A 20,256-nucleotide genomic window follows, 5' to 3' on the forward strand; every position below is an offset into this window, starting at 1 on the left:
GGCTCCCAGTAGACGACTGGGTTGATAGGCCGGATATGGAAGCCCTGTGAGGGGTGGAGTTGACCGGTACTAATAGGCCGAGGGCTTGTCCTCAGTTGCTCGCGTCCACTGTGTTGTTCTGAAACAACGACCCGCCCGAATCCTGTCGGGTGTGCGGTTGACAGTTTCATAGTGTTTCGGTGGTCATAGCGTGAGGGAAACGCCCGGTTACATTCCGAACCCGGAAGCTAAGCCTCACAGCGCCGATGGTACTGCAGGGGGGACCCTGTGGGAGAGTAGGACGCCGCCGAACAATTCTTCAGAAGAACCCCCATCCGGTTTCCGGATGGGGGTTCTTCGCGTTTCCGGGCCAGATCGGCCAGCCCGGCCCGACGGGCCGGCCGCAGGTGGGTTGAAAAAATCTCGGCCGGCCGTGTCGAGAACCCGTGCCCGGAGCCGGCGCCGGCGGCCGACGTGGACGACACGCTCCAGCTCTACTTCCTGTGCGCCCACCCGTCGTTGAGGCCCTCGTCGGCGGTCGCACTGACCCTGCGCGCCGTGGGCGGGCTGACCACGCGCCAGATCGCCCGGGCCTACCTGGTGCCCGAGGCGACGATGGCGCAGCGGATCAGCCGGGCCAAGCGGACCGTCTCGGCCGTCGGGTTCGATCAGCCCGGGGACGTCGCCACCGTGCTCCGGGTGCTCTACCTGGTCTTCAACGAGGGCTACTCCGGGGACGTCGACCTCGCGGCCGAGGCCATCCGGCTCACCCGGCAGCTCGCGGCGGTGATCGACCACCCCGAGGTGGCGGGACTGCTGGCCCTGATGCTGGTGCACCACGCTCGGCGGGCCGGCCGGACCGGGCCCGACGGTGTGCTGGTGCCGCTGGCGGAGCAGGACCGCGCCCGCTGGGACACCCGGCTGATCGCCGAGGGGCATCGGGATCCTCCGGCGGGCCCTGGCCCGGGACCGGCTGGGCGAGTTCCAGGCCCAGGCGGCCGTCGCGGCGCTGCACGCCGACGCGCTCGCCGCCGAGGAGACGGACTGGGTGCAGATCGTCGAGTGGTACGACGAACTCGTCCGGCTGACCGCCAGTCCGGTGGTGCGGCTCAATCGCGCGGTGGCGGTCGGTGAGGCCGACGGTCCGCGCGCCGGGCTGGCGGCGCTCGCGGAGCTGGACGAGGCACTGTCCCGGTACACGGCGGTGGCGGCGTACCTCCACGCACGGAACGGGGACACGGCGACGGCGGCCCGGCTGTACGCGGAGGCGGCGCTCAAGGCGTCCAACCTCGCCGAGCGCGAGTACCTGACCCGTCAGGCGGCCCGGCTCAACGGAGAGCTGAGGGGACGTCGGAGCGACTGAGCGGCCATCAGGAGGGGAGGAGGGGATCAGAGCCGGCCGGCGGCCTTCAGCGCCAGGTAGGTGTCGGCCAGGGCCGGGGCGATCCGGGCGGGCGGGGCGTCCAGGACGGTGAGGCCGTGGCGGGTGAGGCGCTCGGCGGTGGCCCGGCGGTCGGCGCGGGTCTGCTCGGCGGCCGCCGCGTCGTAGACCGCCTCCAGGGTGCCCCGCCCGGCGGCGAGGACGTCCAGGTGCGGGTCGGCGACGGAGGCGAGGACGACCTCGTGGCGCTTGGTGAGCATGGGCAGCAGCGGGAGCAGGCCGTCTTCGACCGGGGCCGCGTCGAGGCCGGTGAGCAGCACGATCAGCGAGCGCTGCGGGGCCATCTTGAGCGCCGTGGCGACCAGCGAGCGCATGTCGGTCTCGTGCAGGGCGGGTTCCAGCCCGGCCATCGCGTTGGTGAAGGCGGGCAGGACCTCGTGGGCCGAGCTGCCGGCCACCGTGACGCGCTTGCGGGAGTCGTGGGCGAGCAGGTCGACCCGGTCGCCGGCCCGGGTGGCGAGCGCGGTGAGCAGCAGCGCGGCGTCGAGGGCGGCGTCCAGGCGGGGTGCGTCGCCGACCCGGCCGGCCGAGGTGCGGCCGGTGTCGAGGACGACGAGGATGTGCCGGTCGCGTTCGGGGCGCCAGGTGCGGACGGCGACGGTGTGGCGGCGGGCGCTGGCGCGCCAGTCGATGGAGCGGACGTCGTCGCCGGGCAGGTACTCGCGCAGGGAGTCGAACTCGGTGCCCTGGCCGCGGGTCAGCACGGAGGTGCGGCCGTCGAGTTCGCGCAGCCGGGCGAGCCGGGAGGGCAGGTGCTTGCGGCTGGCGAACGGGGGCAGCGCGCGGACCGTCCAGGGGACGAGGTGGGAGCCCTGGCGGCCGGCCAGGCCGAGCGGGCCGAGCGAGCGGACCGTCACCCGGTGGGCGTGGTGGTCGCCGCGGCGGGTGGGGGCGAGCACGGTGGTGATCCGGCGGCGCTCGCCGCCGGGGAGTGCCAGGGTGTGCCGGGAGGCGGTTTCGGCGGTGCCGGGGCGCCAGGCGGACGGGGCCCAGGCGTCGCGGACGAGGCCGCGGAGCAGGCGGCCGGACGGGTTGGTGACGGTCAGTTCGACCGTGGCGGGCTCGCCGAGCCGCACGGTGGTGTCGCCGCTCCGTCCGAACCGCAGGCCGCGGACGGGGGCGGCGAGCACCAGGTCGACCGCGACGGCGATCAGCACCGCTCCGGTGACCAGGCCGATCCCGGTCCAGGACGGCAGCAGCAGGCCCACGACGAGCGCGCCGAGTGCGGCGAGCAGGGCGGTTCGCCCGGTGAGGGCCATGCGGTGCGCTCCTTCGAGAAGCCCGTGAGTCGGAAGCCCGTGGGCCGGAGGGAGGGCCGGTACGGGTGTGCTGCGGTGCGGTGCTGGGCGGTGCGGGTGGTGTGGTGCTGGGTGGTGCGGAGCGCGGGGCGTGCCGGGGTCAGCGGGGTGCGGGCGTCTGGGTGAGGACGGCCTGGATGACGGAGTCGGCGGTGACGCCCTCCATCTCGGCCTCGGCCCGCAGCGCGACCCGGTGCCGCAGGGTGGGCAGGGCGAGCGCCTTGACGTCGTCGGGGGTGACGTAGTCGCGGCCGGCCAGCCAGGCCCAGGCGCGGGAGGCGGCGAGCAGGGCGGTGGCGCCGCGCGGGGAGACCCCGATCGACAGCGACGGGGACTGCCGGGTGGCCCGGCAGAGGTCGACGATGTAGGCGAGGACCTCGGGGGAGACGGTCAGCTTGGCGATCTGCTCGCGGGCGGCGGCGAGGTGCTCCGGCCCGGCGACCGGGCGGACGCCGGCCGCACCGAGGTCCCGCGGGTCGAAGCCGGCGGCGTGCCGGGAGAGCACCTGGAACTCCTGGTCGCGGTCGGGCAGCGGGAGGACCAGCTTGAGCAGGAAGCGGTCCAGCTGGGCCTCGGGCAGCGGGTAGGTGCCCTCGTACTCGACCGGGTTCTGGGTCGCGGCGACCAGGAACGGGACGGGCAGCGCGCGCGGCACGCCGTCCACCGTGACCTGGCGCTCCTCCATGGCCTCCAGCAGGGCGGCCTGGGTCTTCGGCGGCGTGCGGTTGATCTCGTCGGCGAGCAGCAGGTTGGTGAAGACCGGGCCCGGCTGGAAGGAGAACTCGGCGGTGCGGGCGTCGTAGACGAGCGAGCCGGTGACGTCGCCGGGCATCAGGTCGGGGGTGAACTGGATGCGCTTGGTCTCCAGGCTGAGTGCGGTGGACAGGGTGCGCACCAGCAGGGTCTTGGCGACTCCGGGGACGCCCTCCAGCAGCACGTGGCCGCCGCAGAGCAGGGCGACGACCAGGCCGGTGACGGCGGCGTCCTGGCCGACCACGGCCTTGCCGATCTCGGCGCGCAGGGCGGTCAGCGCGGCGCGCGGATCGATGGCGGGGGTAGCGGGTGCCGTGCCGGGGACGGAGCGGAGCTGGGCGGTTGCCTGGTCGGTCACGGGTTCCGAACCTGCCTTTCGAGGGCGTCGAGGTCGTCGGCGAGCCGCAGCAGTGCGGCGTCGTCGGTCGGGGGCGGGCCGTACAGCAGGGCCCGGACGTCCCCGGCGGGCCGCCCGGGCAGCCGGTCGGCCACCGCGACGCAGAGTGCGTCGGAGTCGGGTGCGCCGGCCCGGAGCGGGACGCCCAGGGCGGGGGCGAGGCGGTGGGCGGTGGCGCCGCGCAGCGCCTCGGCGGCGCGGCCGCGGGCCCTGGCCCGCCGGTAGAGGCGGGCGCGGCCCTCGGTGGTCTCGGCGGCGCGGACCACCACGGGCAGGTTCTCGCTGACCACCGGGCCGAGCCGGCGCCCGCGCCAGAGGGCGGCGAGCACGGCGGCGACGGCGAGTTGGTAGGCGGCCCAGTGCCAGCCGCTCGGCAGGAAGTCGCCGAAGGTCTTGGTGCGGGCGTCGTCGGGGAGCGGGACGGAGTAGTCGGGCAGGTGCCAGGTGAGGCGGGGCTGCGAGCCGAGCAGGCCGAGGGCGAGGGAGGCGTTGCCGTCCTCGGCCAGTTCACGGTTGTGCAGGAAGGTTCCGCTGCCGAGCACGATGACGTCGCGGTCGCCGTCGCCGACGGGGAGGCGGACCAGCGGGTAGCCGCGGCCGCGTGAGTAGCAGCCCTCGCCGCGGCTTCCGCTGGTGTAGAGCATGCCGCCCTGCTGGGCGCTGCCGGCCCGGACGGCTTCGGTGAGCGTGCAGTCCGCGGGGGTGGAGCGGAGGGCGGCGTACGCCGGTCCGCCCGCGTCGTCGGACAGCCGGATGCCGGGGGCGAGCGCGGTGAGCGCGGACGGGCCGGGGGCGACCAGCACCAGTCGCCGGTGGCGGGCGGCGGCGACGGCGCGCAGCTGGGCGGGGCTGAGCAGGTCGGGTTCGGGCAGCACGAGGGTGTCCTGGCCGGCCGGGGCGGTGGTCGGGTCGGTGGTCGACTCGGCCTTGAGGCCTTGGCGTTCGAGCAGGGCGACGACGGCGTGGGCGCCGTCGCGGTCGTAGGAGCGCGGGTCCAGCGCGGGGAAGCGGCGGTCCTGGCCGAGGGCGGACACGGCGGCGGCGCCGATCAGCAGGGCGGCGAGGACGGCCAGGTACCAGCGGGCCCGGCGCCAGAGGCCGCGGGTGGTGGGGGCGAGGCTGGTCGGGGCGTCGGTGGCGGGCGCCTGGGCGACGGGCGGGGGCGTGGGGACGGTACCGGTCATGCCGCGCCTCCCGGGGCCGGGGCCGGAACGGGGGCGCCGGCGGTGTCGGGTGCGAGGACCGGGCGGGTGCGCTCCAGTGTCCGGTCGAGGTCGTGCAGCAGCCGGTAGGCGTCCTGGTCGGCGGTGCGCTCGCCGTACGCGATGTCGTCGAAGGTCCGGGCGGCCGCGGCCAGGGCGGCGGCGTGCTCGGGCAGGGCCCGGCCGGCCTCGGTGGCGGCCTCGTCGGCGGTGCGGCCGGGGCGGGTGTCGAGCAGGGTGCGCTCCTCCAGGGCGCGCACCAGGGCGCGCATCTGCTCGCGGACGGCTTCGGTCCAGCGTCCGGCGGCGGCGTGCCCGGCGGCGTCCGCCCGGTACTGGTCGGCACTGCGCGGGCCCTCGGCGCCGTACACGTCCTGGACGGTGCGGGCGGCGCGGCGGGGCGCGCCGAGGCGCCACCAGAGCGCGGCGCCGATCAGCACCGCGACGACCACGAAGAGGATCAGGCCGGTGGTGCCGTCGGTGCCGCCGCCGGAGATGCTGTCGAGCGCGCCGGCGATGTGGTCGTAGATCCAGTCCGTGATCCGCTTCAGCACGGACGGGTCGTGCTTGTGGTACTCCGCGTCGAGCAGTTCGTCGCGGGCGGCCTCGCGCGCCGGGTCGCGCGGCACGGTGACCGGCGCGCCGCCGGCGGCGAGCAGCCTCTCCCCCCAGTTCGGCATCCGGCTCAGCGCCTCGCCGAGGTCGGGTCGCCCTGGGCGCCCCAGCCGCTGCCGCCGTGCTCGGGCAGGCCGGCCGCGCGGGCGAGCTCGATGTCCAGGGCCTCGCGGCGGATCCGCTGGTCGATGTAGACCAGCACGCCGACGGCGGCGATGAACGGGGTGGTGAAGGTGCCGGCGATGATCCCGGCGACCGCCATCAGCAGGATCATGGCGACGCCCCGGTCGGCGGCGTCGGGCAGGCCCTGGCCGTCGAGGCTCTCGAAGCCCAGCAGCACGCCGAGGAGCTGGAACGGGACGGCGACGACCACCGCGACGAGGAGTGCCAGCAGGTAGCTCAGCACGGTGATGCCGAGGACCCGCCACCAGGCGCCGCGGACCAGGCGCCGCGAGCGCGACAGCGCCGTCAGCGCGCCCTGCTTCTCCAGCATCAGGGCCGGGGCGGCGAGGCTGAAGCGGATCCACAGCCAGAGGGCGACCGGAACGGTCAGCAGGCCGAGCAGGCTCAGCAGGCCGGCGAGGGCGTCGGAGCCCCCGCCGGCGAGGCCGTAGCCGGCCAGCGGGGCGAAGCCGAGCAGGATCACACCGGGGCCCAGCAGGGCCGTGAGGAGGGTCAGCCCGAGCAGCTGGAGCAGCCGGGGACGGGCGTCGCGCCAGGCCTCCCCGGCGGTCACGGACCGGCCGAGGACGGCGCGGCTGACCACGATGGTGAGCAGCGCGGTGGCGAACACGTTGAGCAGCAGCTCCAGCGGCATCCCGGCCAGCATCCGCAGGGTCTGGGTGGAGTCGCCGGTCTTCCCCTTGACCAGCAGGTCGACCAGGACGGAGCCGGCCTGGGAGACCACGGCGAGGCCGAGTGAGAGCGAGAGCACGGTGCGCCAGTGCCGGCGGACGGTGGTGACGGCACCGTCCAGCAGTTCGCCGAAGCTCAGCGGGCGCAGCGGGATGACGCCCGGCTTGGGGCTCGCGGGGGTGCCCCAGCCGTACGGGCGGTGGCCGCCGGGGGGCTGCTGCCCCCACTGCTGTCCCCATTGCTGCCCCCACGGCTGTCCGTTCCGGCTGTCGCCGGCCGGGCCGGGCAGGCCGGGGGCGGCCTGCGGTGGTGCCGACGGCCCGGGCACGGCGGCGGGCGCGTCGGCCGGGGGCCGGGCGTCGTCGCGGGGCGGCTCGGACGAGCTGGGCGAGGCCCAGCCCGGGGTGTCGGTCATCACTGCTCCTCGGAGGGCGTCACGGGCGCGACTGCGAACGGATCTTCCGCCCGCGCGCAGCGCCCATCGTGCCATGGGGCCGGAAACCGGCCCCATGGCGATCCGGTTGCTGATCGACAACGGTCCTGCGCGGTGGGTCGGGGGGTGGTCCGCGGCGGGTCCGGAAAGGGGCCGGAGGCGGTCCGGAGGCGGTTCCGGCGGGCACATTCGCCCGGTATGGCCGAAATGCACCGGTGGGGGAGTTGGCCGTTCTGGAGCATTGGCACTGCTGTGCGGCAGGTCACAATCCGGTAATGAGAAGATGGACGCATGAAGGGACGCGTCCTCGTCGTTGATGACGACTCCGCACTGGCCGAGATGCTCGGCATCGTGCTGCGTGGTGAGGGTTTTGAGCCGTTTTTCGTCGCGGATGGGGACAGGGCGCTAGCCGCGTTCCGGGAGACCAAGCCCGACCTGGTCCTGCTCGACCTGATGCTGCCAGGTCGGGACGGCATCGACGTGTGCCGGCAGATCCGGGCGGAGTCGGGCATTCCGATCGTGATGCTGACCGCGAAGACCGACACGGTCGACGTGGTGGTGGGCCTGGAGTCGGGCGCCGACGACTACGTCACCAAGCCGTTCAAGCCCAAGGAGCTGGTGGCCCGGGTGCGCGCCCGGCTGCGCCGGGCCGAGGAGCCCACGCCCGAGCAGCTGACCATCGGCGACCTGGTGATCGACGTGGCCGGCCACTCGGTGAAGCGGGACGGCCGGGGCATCCCGCTGACCCCGCTGGAGTTCGACCTGCTGGTCGCGCTGGCCCGCAAGCCCTGGCAGGTGTTCACCCGCGAGGTGCTGCTGGAGCAGGTCTGGGGCTACCGCCACGCGGCGGACACCCGTCTGGTCAACGTCCATGTGCAGCGCCTGCGTTCCAAGATCGAGAAGGACCCGGAGCGCCCCGAGATCGTGGTGACCGTCCGCGGCGTCGGATACAAGGCCGGACCCAGCTGACGTGACGGACCGGGCAGACGACACCCCGTCGGGTTCCGCGACCGACGGGGCCGGGGCCGTGCGCGGCGACGTGCTGAGTTCGACCACCCGCCGCCGGCGCGGCCCTTCCGCCGTGGTCGCGCTGGTGAAGCGTCAGCTGCGGCGTCCCGTGCACCGGGTGGCCGCGCTCTACCGCCGGTCGATCCAGCTGCGCGTGGTCGCGGTGTCCCTGCTGGCGTCCATCGCGGTCGTCCTGGTGCTGGGCGTGGTCGTCGTGGCGCAGGTGCGCACCGGCCTGCTCGACACCAAGATGGACGCCGCCCGCGCGCAGGCCCGGATCGGCTTCCAGGTCGAGCAGAAGAAGATCGACGAGGCCCGGGACCAGAAGCTGCGGGGCACCGCCGACCCGACCGTCGACGAGACCGGCACCTGGCTGCTGCGGCAGGTCAACGATCTGGCCGGGAGCGGGCAGACCGTCTACTCGGTGATCGCGATGGCCCCCGGCACCGGCGCCGTCGTCCCCGACACCGCCGGCTTCGCGCCGCGCTACTCGGGCGACATCCAGCCGATCAGCATTCCGGACAGCCTGCGGGCCAAGCTGGCCACCGAGCCCGGCCAGATGTTCGACCAGCCGACCCGGATCCACCGCTCGCCCGGCAGCAGCGTCAAGTCCGAGCCCGGGCTGGCCCTCGGCATGCAGTTCGTCGGCCCGGCCGGCACGCCGTACCAGATGTTCTACGTGTTCTCCTTCGGACAGGAGACCGACACCCTCAACCTGGTCACCGGCACCCTGGCGACCGCCGGGGTGTTCGTGGTGATCCTCATGGGCGGCATCGCCTGGGTCGTGGTGCGCCAGGTGGTCACCCCGGTGCGGATGGCCGCCGGGATCTCCGAGCGGCTCGCCGACGGCCACCTCGAGGAGCGGATGAAGGTCACCGGGACGGACGACATCGCCCGCCTCGGCGAGTCCTTCAACCGGATGGCCAACGCCCTCCAGGCGCAGATCCGGCAGCTGGAGGAGCTGTCCCGGGTGCAGCGCCGGTTCGTCTCGGACGTTTCGCACGAGCTGCGCACCCCGCTGACCACGGTCCGGATGGCCGCCGACCTCATCTACGACAGCCGCGAGGACCTGGACCCGATGGCGGCCCGCTCGGCGGAGCTGCTCCAGGGCCAGCTGGACCGCTTCGAGTCGCTGCTCGCGGACCTGCTGGAGATCAGCCGCTTCGACGCCGGCGCCGCGATCCTGGACGCCGAGCCGGTCGACCTGCGCGAGATCGTCGCCCGGGTGGTCGAGGCCGCCGAACCGCTCGCCGAGGCCAAGGGCAGTGCCGTGGTGATCCGAGGTGACGGCGAGCCGGTGCTGGCCGAGGTGGACTCCCGCCGGATCGAGCGCATCCTGCGCAACCTGGTGGTCAACGCCCTGGAGCACGGCGAGGGCCGTGACGTGGTGGTCCGGCTGGGCTCCGCGGACGGCGCGGTCGCGGTCGGCGTGCGCGACTACGGCATCGGCCTCAAGCCGGGCGAGGCGTCCCGGGTGTTCCACCGCTTCTGGCGGGCCGACCCGTCCCGGGTGCGGACCACCGGCGGCACCGGGCTGGGCCTGTCCATCGCGGTCGAGGACGCCCATCTGCACGGCGGCTGGCTCCAGGCCTGGGGCGAGCCCGGCGGCGGCTCGCACTTCCGGCTCACCCTGCCGCGCACCCGCGGCGGGGAGATCACCCGGGCGCCGTTCCGGCTGGAGCCGGAGGACTCCCGCAACAACCGGGGACTGGGGGCGCAGGGCACGCCGTACCGGCGGGCGATCAGCCCGGCCGGGTCGACGGCGACGGCCGCCGTCGACGACCAGGCGGAGACGCCGGAGGCGGTGGGCAACAGCCTCGGCAGCGGGCTGGGCGGGGTGCTGAACATCGGCCCCGGGCTGGGCCGGCGCCGGCTTCCCGAGGGGCCGCGCGCGGACCCCTCGGGCGTGTGGACGGCCGCCGGGTACGGGACCACCGGCGCCCAGGTCATGGTGGACCCGACGCCCGGACGGCCGTCGGTGGCACAGCGGACGGCGGAGCCGGACGTGACAGGCGGGACGACGGACGCGGAGGGGTCGCAGCGTGCGAGGGACGAGCAACAGGACTGAGCCGCGGCTCCTCGCGGTGGTCGGCACGCTGCTCGGCGCCCTGGTGGCGAGCGGCTGCGCGGCCATGCCGGACTCCGGCGGCATCACCAGGGTCGAGCTGTCCCAGGGCGCGGCCGACAAGAACCTGCAGGCCCGGGTCTACCCGGTGGCGCCCAGCCGGGGCGCCAAGCCGCGCGAGCTGCTGACCGGGTTCCTGGACGCGGTGACCGCCGACGAGGGGTACGACACCGCGCGCAAGTACCTCACCGAGAGTGCCGCCGCGGAGTGGAAGCCGGAGTCGGGGATCCGGGTGTACTCGTCCACGACCATCCCGAGCGGCCAGGACGTCACCGACGCGGACACCACGGTCACGGTGCCGGTGAGCGGGCAGTGGGTCGCCTCCGTCGACGAGAAGCACTCGTTCAAGCTGGTCTTCGGGCAGAACAACGTCTCCTCCGACTTCACCTTCGTCCGGGAGAAGGACGAGTGGCGGATCGACAAGCTGCCGCCCGAGGTGATCATGAACGAGACCAACTTCCGGAACAGCTTCCGGCAGGTCGAGCGGTTCTTCTACACCGCGCCCGACCCGTCGGCGGTGGCCTCCGGGAACGTCGGCCAGGAGGTGCTGGTGGCCGACCCGATCTACCTGCGACGCCGGATAGACCCGCTGACCTCGGCGGCCCAGGCGGTGGCCGACGGGCCCTCGACGTGGCTCTCGCCGGTGGTCCGGACGGCGTTCCCGGGCGGCGCCAGGGCCGAGCGGGTGGCGATCGACGACAGCAGGGTCGCCCATGTGCAGCTCGGCGGGGCCGACCTCGGCGAGCCGATGGCCTGCCGGCGGATGGCGACCCAGCTCTTCTACACCCTCGCCGACCAGGGCAAGGGCCAGGTCGAGCGGCTGGAGCTGAAGGGGCAGCGCGGTTCCTGCACCGTGGGCCGCGGCGACGAGCCGCCCACCGGCCCCGGCGCGCTGGCCGGGCCGACGCCCCCGACGCAGTACTACCAGCGCGCCGACGGTGCCCTGGTGTCGACCGACGAGGGGCGCCCGGGCGATCCGGTCCGCGGCGTCCTCGGCAAGCCGCAGTCGAACACCAAGCCGCCGCTCGGCGCCGTCGCGGTCAGCCGCAGCGGCACCCAGGCCGCGGCGATCAGCGAGGACGGGCACCAGGTCTACTCGGTGCCGATCGCGGACAGCGCGGTGGCCATGGGCGAGCCGGTGCTCAGCTCGCCGGCCAAGGGCGGCGACAAGGAGGACGGCTTCGCCTCGCCCAGCTGGGACGGCCGCGGCGACCTCTGGGTGGTGGACCGCAACAAGCAGAGCCCGCGGGTGATGATGGTGCGCGGCGCCAAGCCGTACCCCGTGTCGGTCGAGGGGCTGCTGCCCGGGCAGAGCGTGCACGCGCTGAAGATCTCCTCGGACGGTGTCCGGGTCGCCCTGGTGGTCAAGTCGCCGGGGGTGGCCGCCAGCTCGCTGAAGTTCGGACGGGTGGTGCACGGCGGCACGCCGCAGGCGCCCACCGTGACGATCAACGGAGTGCACCAGGCCGCTGCCACGCTCACCGACGTCGCCTCGGTGTCCTGGGCGGAGACCGACCAGCTGCTGGTGCTCGGCAAGGAGGCCGACCGGACCCAGCAGCTGTACTTCATCAGCACCGACGGCTCGCAGAGCACGGACACCCAGTTGCAGAGCGCCGAGAGCATGACGACCGTCGCGGCCTCGGAGTCCCGGGGGGACAGCCTGACCCAGGCGCCACCGGTGCTCGCGATGGGCGAGGTCAAGCAGGCGGACGGCAAGCCGAGCGAGATCAAGGCCTTCCGCCTGGTCAACCACCAGTGGCGGGAAGCCTCGCTGATCGACAAGCCCAAGTCCTTCTTCTACGCGGGCTGACGGCGCGTCCGGGCGGGCGCGGGCCTTCCCGGCGCCCGCCGCGCGGGCCCTCGCGGTGGCGGCGGCGGTCAGCCGGCCGGGTGCACCGTGGCCGCGACCGTGGCACCGGCCCGGGCCGGCAGGCCGGCGTCGGCCAGCGCCCGGGCGGCCTCGGCGAGGCTGGCCCCGGTGGTGACCAGGTCGTCCACCAGCACCGGGTGACGGCCCGCCAGGCCCGTCCGCCCGGTCCGGGCACGCGGCAGCACGGTGAGCGCGCCGTGCAGGTTGCGGCGCCGCTCGGCCGCGTTCAGTCCGGCCTGGTCGGCGACCGGCCGGGCGTGCCGCAGCAGTGGCACGGCCCGGACGTCCAGGCCGGCCCGGCGCAGTGAGCGGGCGGCCGCCCCGGCCAGCCGCAGCGTCGGATCGTGCCCGCGGGCGCGGACGGCCGAGCGCGTGGAGGGCATCGGGACCAGCAGCAGCGGCGCGGCACCGGCCCGTGCCCCCAGGGCGGAGCGCACCGCCCGGCCGAGGGCCTCGCCGAGCGGCCCGGCCAGCCGCAGCGCGCCGCGCTCCTTGTGGGCGAGCAGCAACTGCCGGACCGGATCGGTGTACGGCGCGGCGGCGTGCGTCCAGGGCAGCAGGGTGGGGGCGGGCCGGGCGGTGGCCAGCACGTGCCGGCAGGCCGGGCAGAGCTGGGCGCGCTCGCTGCCGCAGCCCGCGCAGTCGACGGGCAGCAGGACGTCCAGCAGTCCGGTCAGTGCGTGGCCGAACGGCCCTTGGACGGACGTCGGACGGGTGGCGGAGGAGGACGGCGGCACGGCTGCTCCTGGCGGCGGCAGGCACGGAGAGTCAGCACAGAATCCGCCGTATGGGGGGCGTTGTCCAGCTATTTACCCTTACTTCACCCACGAGAGGGTAGACAGGGTGCACCAGCTTGACCGCCCGACCGCAGTATCGGGTCATACCCTCCTTGCCGCCTGGGGAGGCGAAAATCCCGTGTGAGGTGTTCGATAAGGCCCAGGGGGTTTCAAACGTCCCTGGTGGGGAGGAAGTGAGGTGAGGGCCAGTCGTTTCCCGCCGCTGGCGGCGGGGGGCGGGGGGCCGGCAGTGGATGGGCTGGTCCAGCTGGGTCTCAGTCCGGTCCGGTAGCACCCGGATCGGCGTCAGCACGAGGGATCGGAGTTCTGCGTGGACATCGTCGTCAAGGGCCGCAAGACCGAGGTGCCCAAGAGGTTCCGCGAGCACGTGGCCGAGAAGCTGGAGAAGGTCCAGAAGTTCGACGCCAAGGCCATCAGCCTCGACGTCGAGGTGTCCAAGGAGCACAATCCGCGGCAGGCCGACCGCTCCGATCGGGTGGAGATCACTCTCCGCAGCCGCGGCCCCGTGATCCGGGCCGAAGCCGCCGCCGGGGACCCGTACGCGGCGCTCGACCTGGCCTCGGCGAAGCTCGACGCGCAGCTGCGCAAGTCCGCGGACCGGCGTCGGGTGCACAAGGGCGGCGCGAACGGCCGCACCCCGATCAGCGTCGCCGAGGCGACCGCGGCCCTGGCCGCGCTCCCGGACACGACGGCGCCGGAGGGCGAGACGAACGGCGCCGTCCGCAAGACCATGATGGGATCCCTGGAAGTGGAGGGCGAAGGCCCGCTGGTAGTCCGGGAGAAGACGCACCCGGCCGCCCCCATGGCGCTGGACCAGGCGCTCTACGAGATGGAGCTGGTCGGCCACGACTTCTACCTCTTCGTGGAGAAGGACAGCGGCCTGCCGAGCGTGGTCTACCGTCGGCACGGTTACCACTACGGCGTCATCCACCTGCAGACCGACCTCGCGGCAGGGCCGGGCGGCGGGGCGGGCGGCGCGATCGGCGGGTCCGACGACGAGGACTGACCGTCCCAGCAGCGATGGAGGGGTGACCCCGGCGGCCGTGGCCGCCGGGGTCACCGGCGTTCGGGGCGCGTGCGGCGCTCCGGGTGGGTCCGGCGGTTCGGGGCGCCCGGCGGTTCGGGGTGCCCGGCGGGAGGGGTCACCCGATGCGGGGCGATCGGCACCGGAGGGTGACCGTGGCGGGTGCGGGGCGTGGAATGATTGGCGCACGACGACCCGCGAAGGGGGAGGAGCGGATGGGGGATCACTTCGGGCTGGGGCCCGGGGTCGGGCCAGGGCTGCCGTTGGGGGCGGACGAGGAGTCCGCGTACGGGCCGCGCCGGAGTGAGCCGATCCGCGTCCTGGTGGTGGACGACCACGCGCTGTTCCGCCGCGGGCTGGAGATCGTCCTCGCGGAGGAACCGGACATCAAGGTCGTCGGCGAGGCGGGCGACGGGGCGGAGGCCGTGCTGAAGGCCGCCGACCTGCTGCCCGACATCATCCTCATGGACGTCCGGATGCCGCGCCGCAGCGGGATCGAGGCCTGCACGGCGATCAAGGACGTGGCGCCCAGCACCAAGATCATCATGCTGACGATAAGCGACGAGGAGGCCGACCTCTACGAGGCGATCAAGGCGGGGGCCACCGGCTACCTGCTCAAGGAGATCTCCACCGACGAGGTCGCCACCGCGATCCGCGCCGTCGCCGACGGGCAGTCGCAGATCAGCCCCTCGATGGCGTCCAAGCTGCTCACCGAGTTCAAGTCGATGATCCAGCGGCGCTCCGACGACCGGGACCTGGTGCCCGCGCCCCGGCTCACCGACCGGGAGCTGGAGGTGCTCAAGCTGGTGGCCACCGGGATGAACAACCGGGAGATCGCCAAGGAGCTGTTCATCAGCGAGAACACCGTGAAGAACCACGTGCGCAACATCCTGGAGAAGCTCCAGCTGCACTCCAGGATGGAGGCCGTGGTGTACGCGATGCGGGAGAAGATCCTCGAAATAGGGTGAACCGGGCGGGGCCTAGCGCTCCGTCAGCAGCTTCTCCAGGGTCGGGCGCAGCCGCTCGTCGTGCAGCGTCCCGACCCGCACCTCGTCGCAGCCGACCCAGGCGGCCGCCTCGCGCAGGGCCGTCGCCAGGGCCTCGACGTGGCGGTCGCCGCCTCCGCGGCCGTCCAGTGAGACCTGCCGGGCGACCAGGGTGCGCCCCTCGCGGGCCGGGTCGACCCGGCCGACCAGTCGGCCGCCGGTCAGCAGCGGCATCGCGAAGTAGCCGTGCACCCGCTTGTGCTTGGGCGTGTACGCCTCCAGCCGGTGCGTCATCCCGAAGATCCGCTCGGTGCGGGCGCGGTCCCAGACCAGCGAGTCGAACGGCGAGAGCAGCGTGGTGCGGTGGCGCCCGCGCGGGGCGGTGGCGAGGGCGGTCGGGTCGGCCCAGGCCGGGGCCGGGGAGCCGTCCGGGCCCCAGCCGGCCACCTCGACCGGGACGAGCCCGCTGTCGGCGAGCACCGGGTCCAACTGTTCGGCGCGCAGCCGGTGGTAGTCCAGCAGATCGGCCCGGGTGGCCACGCCGAGCGCGGCGCCGGCCTGGGCGACCAGGGTGCGCACGCACTCCTCGTCCGACCGGTCCTGGCCGAACAGGGTGTCCGGGATGGCCTGTTCGGCCAGTGCGTAGACCCGCTTCCAGCTCCGGCGCTCGGTGCAGACCACGTCGCCGAAGGCCAGTGCCCGCTCGACCGCGATCTTGGTGTCGGACCAGTCCCACCACTCGGCGGTCCGCTTGGCGCCGCCCAGTTCGGTGGAGGTCAACGGCCCCTCGGCGCGCAGCTTGTCGAGTACGGCGCGGTAGGTCTCGGGCGTGACCTGGTGGCCCCAGAGGTGGCCGCGGTCGCGGTAGCGGCGGCGCCGGAAGGCGAACAGCGGCCACTCCTCGACCGGCAGCACGCAGGCGGCGTGCGACCAGTACTCGAAGCTCGTGCCGCCGCCCCAGTACGCCGCCTCGACGGCCGGGCGGCCGACCGCGCCGAGGCGGGCGTACGGCACCAGCTCGTGCGAACGGGCGAGCACCGAGATGGTGTCCAGCTGGACGGCGCCCAGGTGCCGCAGCACCCCGCGCACCCCGCCGCGCCGGTCCGGCGCGCCCAGCAGGCCCTGCGCGCGCAGGGCGATCCGGCGGGCGTCGTCCGCGCCGAGGACGGCGACGGGGGCGGGGCGGGCGGCAGCGGGGCGGGCGGCAGCGGCGGTCATGCCGGCGAGCGTAGTCCGGGGTACCGACAACGCGGATCCGGCACCGGGGCTGCGGCCCGGGGCGGAGCGGGGCGCGGGCTCAGGCCAGGTCGGAGGGGAGCAGGGAGGCGATCCAGGCGTCGTGGAAGACGCCGCGCTGCTCGGCGTACGAGCGCAGGGTGCCCTCGAAGCGGTAGCCGGCCTTCGTGGCGACCGCGCGGGAGCCCTCGTTCCCGACGTAGGCCTGCCACTCCAGGCGGCGCAGGCCGAGCTCGCGCAGGCCGAAGCGGGAGACGGCGCGGGCCGCCTCGGTGGTGTATCCGCGGCCGCGGAACTCCTTCACGGCCCACCAGCCGATCTCGGCGGAGCCCGGGTCGTGGGGGCGCAGGACGAGCCCCTGGGACCCGACCAGGGCGCCGGACTCGCGCTCGAACACGCACCAGATCCGGTTGGCTCCGGTGCGCCAGCCCTCGATGGCGAGATCGCGCACGAAGAACTCCGCGTCCTCGCGCCGGTACGGCGACGGAACGACGGTCCAGCGCTGGATCTCCGGGTCCTGGCAGGCGGCGAACACCGCGTCGATGTCGGATTCCTGCGGGGCGCGCAGGACGAGCCGTTCGGTGGTGAGGATGACCGGTTCGGTGCTGGTTTCTTCCATGAACGGATTATTTCGCCGGGCGAGGAAAGCGGGCATCCGATTATTCCGCCGCTCCGCGCGCCCTGCGAGCGGCCAACTCTCCGGCTATCCGACCGTTTTGCCCCGGTGGACGGTGCTATCGGGCCATGTGCCCGCGGGGGTGACACGGGAATACCGTGCTGACGCACCTCCCGGGGGGTTGGACTCCTCGCATACGATGGCCCGTGCGGTGGGGTGGACCCCCCGTGCAGTCGTCCAGTGCCAATACAGGCAAGGAGCCCGCTCACGTGTCCGTCTTCGACAAGATCCTGCGCGCCGGCGAGGGCAAGATCCTTCGCAAGCTGCAGCGGATTGCCGCCCAGGTCAACTCCATCGAAGAGGACTTCGTCAACCTCACCGACGCCGAGCTGCGCGCACTGACCGACGAGTACAAGCAGCGGCTCGCGGACGGCGAGAGCCTGGACGACATCCTCCCCGAGGCGTTCGCCACCGTCCGCGAGGCCGCCAAGCGCGTGCTCGGCCAGCGGCACTACGACGTCCAGCTGATGGGTGGCGCGGCCCTGCACCACGGGTACGTCGCCGAGATGCGCACCGGTGAGGGCAAGACCCTCGTCGGCACCCTGCCCGCGTACCTGAACGCGCTGACCGGCAAGGGCGTCCACCTGATCACCGTCAACGACTACCTCGCCGAGCGCGACTCGGAGTGGATGGGCCGGGTGCACCGCTTCCTCGGCCTCGAAGTCGGCGTGATCCTGGCCAACATGACGCCCGCCGAGCGCAAGCGCCAGTACGGGATGGACATCACGTACGGCACGAACAACGAGTTCGGCTTCGACTACCTGCGCGACAACATGGCCTGGTCGCAGGACGAACTCGTCCAGCGCGGCCACTACTTCGCGGTCGTCGACGAGGTCGACTCGATCCTCATCGACGAGGCCCGCACCCCGCTGATCATCTCCGGCCCGGCGGACCAGGCGACCAAGTGGTACGCGGACTTCGCCAAGCTGGTGCTGCGCCTGAAGATCGACCGGGACTACGAGGTCGACGAGAAGAAGCGCACCGTCGGCATCCTGGAGGAGGGTGTCACCCGGGTCGAGGACTACCTGGGCATCGACAACCTCTACGAGTCGGTGAACACCCCGCTGGTCGGCTTCCTGAACAACGCCATCAAGGCGAAGGAGCTGTACAAGCGGGACAAGGACTACGTCGTGATGAACGGCGAGGTCATGATCGTCGACGAGCACACCGGCCGGATCCTGGCCGGCCGCCGCTACAACGAGGGCATGCACCAGGCGATCGAGGCCAAGGAGGGGGTGGAGGTCCAGAACGAGAACCAGACCCTGGCCACCATCACCCTGCAGAACTTCTTCCGCCTGTACGACAAGCTCGCGGGCATGACCGGTACCGGCACCACCGAGGCCGCCGAGTTCCACCAGATCTACAAGCTCGGCGTGGTGCCGATCCCGACCAACAGGACGCCGCTGCGCATCGACCAGCCCGACCTGATCTACAAGTCGGAGCCGGCCAAGTTCGCCGCCGTGGTCGAGGACATCGCCGAGAAGCACGAGAAGGGCCAGCCGGTGCTGGTCGGCACCGTGTCGGTCGAGAAGTCCGAGTACCTGTCGCAGGAGCTGCGCAAGCGCGGCATCCCGCACGAGGTGCTGAACGCCAAGCACCACGAGCGCGAGGCGCAGATCGTCGCGCAGGCCGGCCGCAAGGGCGCCGTCACCGTCGCCACCAACATGGCCGGCCGCGGCACCGACATCATGCTGGGCGGCAACGCCGACCACCTGGCCGCCGCCGAGCTGGCGCAGCGCGGGCTGACCCCGACGGACACCCCGGAGGAGTACGAGGCCGCCTTCCCGACCGCGCTGGAGAAGGCCAAGGCCTCGGTGAAGGCCGAGCAGGACGAGGTCAAGGAGGCCGGTGGCCTCTACGTCCTCGGTACCGAGCGGCACGAGTCCCGCCGGATCGACAACCAGCTGCGCGGCCGTTCCGGCCGTCAGGGCGACCCGGGCGAGTCCCGCTTCTACCTGTCGCTGGGTGACGACCTGATGCGCCTGTTCAAGGCCGGCATGGTCGAGCGCGTGCTCTCCATGGCCAACGTGCCCGAGGACGTGCCGATCGAGTCCAAGATGGTCACCCGCGCCATCGCCTCCGCGCAGACCCAGGTCGAGCAGCAGAACTTCGAGATCCGCAAGAACGTCCTCAAGTACGACGAGGTGCTCAACCGCCAGCGCGAGGTCATCTACGGCGAGCGCCGCCGGGTGCTGGAGGGCGAGGACCTCCAGGAGCAGGTCGGCCACTTCATGGACGACACCGTCGAGGCGTACGTCCGGGCCGCCACCGGTGAGGGCTTCGAGGACGACTGGGACCTGGACAAGCTCTGGACGGCGCTCAAGCAGCTCTACCCCGTCACCCTGGACCTGGACGAGCTGGAGGAGGAGGCCGGCGGCCGGGCCGGTCTGACCCCCGAGTTCCTGATCAAGTCCGTCCAGGAGGACATCCAGGGGCAGTACGGCGCCCGCGAGGACCAGCTGGGCGCGGAGATCATGCGCGAGCTGGAGCGCCGGGTCGTGCTGTCGGTGCTGGACCGCCGCTGGCGCGAGCACCTCTACGAGATGGACTACCTCCAGGAGGGCATCGGCCTGCGGGCCATGGCGCAGCGCGACCCGCTGGTCGAGTACCAGCGCGAGGGCTTCGACATGTTCACCGCGATGATGGAGGGCATCAAGGAGGAGTCCGTCGGCTACCTGTTCAACCTGGAGGTCCAGGTCGAGCAGCAGGTCGAGGAGGTCCCGGTCGAGGACGCCCAGGTGGTGCTCGACAAGCTGGAGAAGGACGCCGCCCGCCCGGAGATCAAGGCCAAGGGCCTGGAGGCCCCGAAGCCGCAGCGGCTGCACTACACGGCCCCCTCGGACGAGGTCGGCGGCGGTGTCGTCGAGGGCGACTTCGAGGACCTCGCGCCGGAGGACGAGGGCGACGGCCTGACCCGCGCCGAGCGCCGCAAGGCCGCGAAGTCGGCCAAGGGCCGCCGCCGCAAGGGCTGAGCCGGCCGCCGGACACCAGCCAGGACGCCACGCAGGGCGCCGTTCCCGGACCGGGACGGCGCCCTGCGCCGTACCGTGCCGTCGGGGGTGCGACAGGGCGTTCACCGGGCCTCCACGGCGGTGCACTGCCACTGCCCGGCCGGGCCGCGCTGCTCCAGCCGGAAGGCCACCATGTGGTGGCGCCGGCCGAGGTCGACCCGTACGCAGGCCTCGACCGCGTCCGGGGAGGGCGAGCGGTCGTGCACCGGGCCGAGCCGGGGCCGGTCGGCGGGGCCGCCGCGGCGCAGCGCGCCGGCCCGGACCAGGGAGGCGAGCTGCCCGTAGCCGTCCAGGCTGGTGTGCCGCATCAGCTGGCCGGAGGGCCGTGCGCCGGTGAGCACCTCGACGAGCTGGTGGGCGAACCGGGCGGCCAGCGCCCCGGAGGCGGGCCCGGGGGAGGCGGTGCAGGCGGCGCGCGGGTGGCGCGGGCGGCGGCCGGCCGGGTCGCAGGCGCCGGCGTCGCGCGGACGGCGGTGCGGGCGGGCGGTGAGGTGGGCGTCGAACCGGACGGTCACGGGGGTGGCTCCTCGGCTGGGTGGTGCGGGTACGG

General features: G+C 73.6%; 14 protein-coding genes, 1 rRNA gene and 2 pseudogenes. 8 read left to right on the plus strand and 9 right to left on the minus strand.

Features of this window, described 5'->3' with window-relative positions:
- The first annotated feature begins 175 nt into the window (after positions 1-175).
- Both rrf and ABZ449_RS15785 read left to right on the plus strand, forming a co-directional pair.
- Positions 176-292, plus strand: a 5S ribosomal RNA gene (gene rrf / locus ABZ449_RS15780).
- Between the two features lie 143 nt (positions 293-435).
- A pseudogene (locus ABZ449_RS15785) lies at positions 436-1,342 on the plus strand (DUF6596 domain-containing protein); the annotation flags it as partial.
- Between the two features lie 26 nt (positions 1,343-1,368).
- Here ABZ449_RS15785 and ABZ449_RS15790 read toward each other — a convergent pair.
- The 5 genes from ABZ449_RS15790 to ABZ449_RS15810 all read right to left on the minus strand — a co-directional run bounded on the left by ABZ449_RS15790 (position 1,369) and on the right by ABZ449_RS15810 (position 6,955).
- Complete coding sequence (locus tag ABZ449_RS15790) at positions 1,369-2,679, minus strand: DUF58 domain-containing protein (protein ID WP_360345818.1); 1,311 nt, start codon at positions 2,677-2,679, stop codon at positions 1,369-1,371.
- 139 nt (positions 2,680-2,818) lie between these two features.
- The gene (locus tag ABZ449_RS15795; RefSeq protein WP_360345968.1) at positions 2,819-3,766 is read right to left on the minus strand and encodes a MoxR family ATPase; all 948 of its coding nucleotides are present in this window, start codon (positions 3,764-3,766) and stop codon (positions 2,819-2,821) included.
- A gap of 59 nt (positions 3,767-3,825) precedes the next feature.
- Positions 3,826-5,052 (minus strand): DUF4350 domain-containing protein, encoded by a 1,227-nt coding sequence (locus ABZ449_RS15800; protein WP_360345820.1) that lies wholly within the window; start codon positions 5,050-5,052, stop codon positions 3,826-3,828.
- Entirely contained in the window at positions 5,049-5,750 is a 702-nt protein-coding gene (locus ABZ449_RS15805; protein ID WP_360345822.1) for a DUF4129 domain-containing protein, read from the minus strand. The genes ABZ449_RS15800 and ABZ449_RS15805 overlap by 4 nt, the downstream gene beginning before the upstream one ends.
- Before the next feature lie 5 nt (positions 5,751-5,755).
- Complete coding sequence (locus tag ABZ449_RS15810; protein ID WP_360345824.1) at positions 5,756-6,955, minus strand: hypothetical protein; 1,200 nt, start codon at positions 6,953-6,955, stop codon at positions 5,756-5,758.
- A 309-nt stretch (positions 6,956-7,264) separates the two neighbouring features.
- Between ABZ449_RS15810 and mtrA the strand changes: the two genes are divergently transcribed.
- The 3 genes from mtrA (at position 7,265) to ABZ449_RS15825 (ending at position 11,916) form a co-directional block, all read left to right on the plus strand.
- Positions 7,265-7,942: an MtrAB system response regulator MtrA gene (mtrA, locus tag ABZ449_RS15815; RefSeq protein WP_030247322.1), complete on the plus strand. Its 678-nt coding sequence runs from the start codon at positions 7,265-7,267 to the stop codon at positions 7,940-7,942.
- Between the two features lie 70 nt (positions 7,943-8,012).
- Complete coding sequence (gene mtrB / locus ABZ449_RS15820) at positions 8,013-10,049, plus strand: MtrAB system histidine kinase MtrB (RefSeq protein ID WP_360345970.1); 2,037 nt, start codon at positions 8,013-8,015, stop codon at positions 10,047-10,049.
- Positions 10,024-11,916 carry an LpqB family beta-propeller domain-containing protein gene (locus ABZ449_RS15825; protein ID WP_360345826.1) on the plus strand — a complete coding sequence of 631 codons (1,893 nt, stop codon included), beginning with the start codon at positions 10,024-10,026 and terminating at the stop codon, positions 11,914-11,916. Before mtrB ends, ABZ449_RS15825 begins: the two co-directional genes overlap by 26 nt.
- A gap of 68 nt (positions 11,917-11,984) precedes the next feature.
- On the opposite strand, the gene ABZ449_RS15830 is transcribed toward ABZ449_RS15825, so the two are convergent.
- Positions 11,985-12,713 carry a ComF family protein gene (locus ABZ449_RS15830; protein WP_360345828.1) on the minus strand — a complete coding sequence of 243 codons (729 nt, stop codon included), beginning with the start codon at positions 12,711-12,713 and terminating at the stop codon, positions 11,985-11,987.
- Between the two features lie 370 nt (positions 12,714-13,083).
- Between ABZ449_RS15830 and raiA the strand changes: the two genes are divergently transcribed.
- Complete coding sequence (raiA, locus tag ABZ449_RS15835) at positions 13,084-13,779, plus strand: ribosome-associated translation inhibitor RaiA (protein WP_360345830.1); 696 nt, start codon at positions 13,084-13,086, stop codon at positions 13,777-13,779.
- 323 nt (positions 13,780-14,102) lie between these two features.
- A pseudogene (locus ABZ449_RS15840) lies at positions 14,103-14,765 on the plus strand (response regulator transcription factor); the annotation flags it as partial.
- Positions 14,766-14,777: 12 nt separating this feature from the next.
- Here the strand turns inward: ABZ449_RS15840 and ABZ449_RS15845 are convergent.
- Both ABZ449_RS15845 and ABZ449_RS15850 read right to left on the minus strand, forming a co-directional pair.
- Complete coding sequence (locus tag ABZ449_RS15845) at positions 14,778-16,001, minus strand: crosslink repair DNA glycosylase YcaQ family protein (RefSeq protein ID WP_360345832.1); 1,224 nt, start codon at positions 15,999-16,001, stop codon at positions 14,778-14,780.
- Positions 16,002-16,080: 79 nt separating this feature from the next.
- On the minus strand, positions 16,081-16,638 hold the full coding sequence (locus tag ABZ449_RS15850) for a GNAT family N-acetyltransferase (protein WP_360345834.1): 558 nt from the start codon (positions 16,636-16,638) through the stop codon (positions 16,081-16,083).
- A gap of 266 nt (positions 16,639-16,904) precedes the next feature.
- Between ABZ449_RS15850 and secA the strand changes: the two genes are divergently transcribed.
- Complete coding sequence (secA, locus tag ABZ449_RS15855; protein WP_360345836.1) at positions 16,905-19,667, plus strand: preprotein translocase subunit SecA; 2,763 nt, start codon at positions 16,905-16,907, stop codon at positions 19,665-19,667.
- Between the two features lie 101 nt (positions 19,668-19,768).
- Here the strand turns inward: secA and ABZ449_RS15860 are convergent, their stop codons facing one another.
- The gene (locus ABZ449_RS15860; RefSeq protein WP_360345838.1) at positions 19,769-20,221 is read right to left on the minus strand and encodes an Rv3235 family protein; all 453 of its coding nucleotides are present in this window, start codon (positions 20,219-20,221) and stop codon (positions 19,769-19,771) included.
- Positions 20,222-20,256 lie beyond the last annotated feature (35 nt).

This window comes from Kitasatospora sp. NPDC005856 (assembly GCF_040629945.1).
GTDB lineage: Bacteria > Actinomycetota > Actinomycetes > Streptomycetales > Streptomycetaceae > Kitasatospora.

What these genes read in the sequence shown, in the direction of transcription:
- ABZ449_RS15790 (WP_360345818.1), bottom strand. Translation starts at nt 2,679, where the DNA reads ATGGCCCTCACCGGGCGAACCGCCCTGCTCGCCGCACTCGGCGCGCTC.
- ABZ449_RS15800 (WP_360345820.1), bottom strand. Translation starts at nt 5,052, where the DNA reads ATGACCGGTACCGTCCCCACGCCCCCGCCCGTCGCCCAGGCGCCCGCC.
- ABZ449_RS15805 (WP_360345822.1), bottom strand. Translation starts at nt 5,750, where the DNA reads ATGCCGAACTGGGGGGAGAGGCTGCTCGCCGCCGGCGGCGCGCCGGTC.
- ABZ449_RS15810 (WP_360345824.1), bottom strand. Translation starts at nt 6,955, where the DNA reads ATGACCGACACCCCGGGCTGGGCCTCGCCCAGCTCGTCCGAGCCGCCC.
- mtrA (WP_030247322.1), top strand. Translation starts at nt 7,265, where the DNA reads ATGAAGGGACGCGTCCTCGTCGTTGATGACGACTCCGCACTGGCCGAG.
- ABZ449_RS15845 (WP_360345832.1), bottom strand. Translation starts at nt 16,001, where the DNA reads ATGACCGCCGCTGCCGCCCGCCCCGCTGCCGCCCGCCCCGCCCCCGTC.
- ABZ449_RS15850 (WP_360345834.1), bottom strand. Translation starts at nt 16,638, where the DNA reads ATGGAAGAAACCAGCACCGAACCGGTCATCCTCACCACCGAACGGCTC.